This is a genomic window from Butyricicoccus sp. AM27-36 (assembly GCF_003480945.1).
GTDB lineage: Bacteria > Bacillota > Clostridia > Oscillospirales > Butyricicoccaceae > Agathobaculum > Agathobaculum butyriciproducens.
On the sequence record NZ_QUJR01000038.1, the window covers coordinates 1 to 1,520 of the forward strand.

At 54.1% G+C, this 1,520-nt stretch carries 3 protein-coding genes; 2 read left to right on the forward strand and 1 reads right to left on the reverse strand.

The annotated features are described in order from the left end of the window. The coding region (locus tag DW724_RS15900) for a hypothetical protein (RefSeq protein WP_207665668.1) at positions 1-292 on the forward strand (292 nt) is incomplete at its 5' end. A gap of 109 nt (positions 293-401) precedes the next feature. Here DW724_RS15900 and DW724_RS15365 read toward each other — a convergent pair. Further along, positions 402-566 carry a helix-turn-helix domain-containing protein gene (locus DW724_RS15365; RefSeq protein WP_118762052.1) on the reverse strand — a complete coding sequence of 55 codons (165 nt, stop codon included), beginning with the start codon at positions 564-566 and terminating at the stop codon, positions 402-404. Between the two features lie 418 nt (positions 567-984). Between DW724_RS15365 and msrA the strand changes: the two genes are divergently transcribed. Continuing rightward, the coding region (gene msrA, locus DW724_RS15375; protein WP_118762053.1) for a peptide-methionine (S)-S-oxide reductase MsrA at positions 985-1,520 on the forward strand (536 nt) is incomplete at its 3' end.

The window sequence follows — 1,520 nt, forward strand, 5'->3', positions numbered from 1 at the left end:
TTTTCTCCTGTCTGTATTTTTGAGGGGACTGCAGCAGTATAACAGATTTAACTTAAAGTCTTCGTTAAGGGGCGAAGCCGCAACCTTTCGGAAGCGGCATCGCAAAAGGACACTGTTCATCTTCCCTGTCGAACCTTTTGACCTTCCTCTAAAAGATGTTTTTCTCATAGTTGGTGACATGCTGAATTTGGCATTAGGCTCCTTGTGTTCTGCAAAGCTTTTGAAGTTCAAACAGAAAATACCCACAGCCAAAGCGGCTGTGGGTATGATCAAATCAGATTGTACGAGCTGACGCCACCTTGTCAATCTCTGCAGGTTCGTAGTTGCGCTCTCCTTCTGTAAAAGCCCAACATTCTGCCCGGTGTATCCGCACTTTCCAATACGCCCGAAATCGGGACTCCTTAACGCATAGAAGGAAGGAGTCTGTCCGCATCCGGCGTTTTGAGAAGAAAGTGGCTTTTATGAAAGTCAAGCAGGCCCTCATCCCGCATTTTTCCAAGCTCCAGCGACAGTCCACTGCGCTCCACGCCGAGATAATCCGCAAGCTGCTGGCGGGAGAATGGAATGTCGAATTCATAGCTGTCCCGGCGTTGCGCCCAATGTCACTTGCTAACTAAGTGACATTGGCCTTTTTGCCCCAATCGCTTTATTCTCGGCGAATTCAAGATATATTTCCATTAAATCCCCATTCTTAACAAAGATTTTAACCCATTCTCTTTATTATGGTAAAAGAGCTGTAGGCTGACGAGCATTCTGTGCACCATTGCCCTGCCCCTGGTGGGCAGTGCCGGAGGGTAGCTGTATTACCGCTATGTAGGTTGCACCACCGGCACCTGTGCCGTTACGTCCAGCCCGTGGCTCTCCACCGGCTTCGGCTGCGTCCTTGGGTCGCTGCTGTATACCGTCCTGCGGCCCGGTCGCGGCAAGAGACAGGACTGTGACAGGGCGGAGTGAGCCCGGATTCCCCTGAAAGGAGGAAACGCGATGTATCGAAGCTTATTGGCACTGCTTTTCGCAGCAGTGCTGCTGCTCAGCGGCTGCGCCGCCGGGCGGCAGACTGTGCCGAAGGAAAAGAGCGGACAGGAAACAAACATGGACGGAGCGGCTTTTGACCGGTCCGATGAGGAGATCACCTATATGGATACCACAGACAATGTCATCTATCTGGCGGGCGGCTGCTTCTGGGGCATGGAACAGCTGATGCAGTCCATCCCCGGCGTCATCGACGCCGAGAGCGGCTACGCCAACGGCATCTGCGAGGCGGACGCCGATTACAAGACCGTCTGCAAGGGAGAGACCGGCTTTCGGGAGACTGTGCGGGTGGAATACGACCCCGAGCAGGTGAGCCTCGACGCGCTGCTGATGGCGTACTTCTATGTCATCGACCCCACGGTACAAAACCGGCAGGGCAACGACCGGGGCAGCCAGTACCAGACCGGCGTTTACTTCACCAACGAAAGCGCGAGAGAAACGGTGAAGCGCATCGCGGAGATCGAGCGCGGCCGCAGCGAGAAATTCTT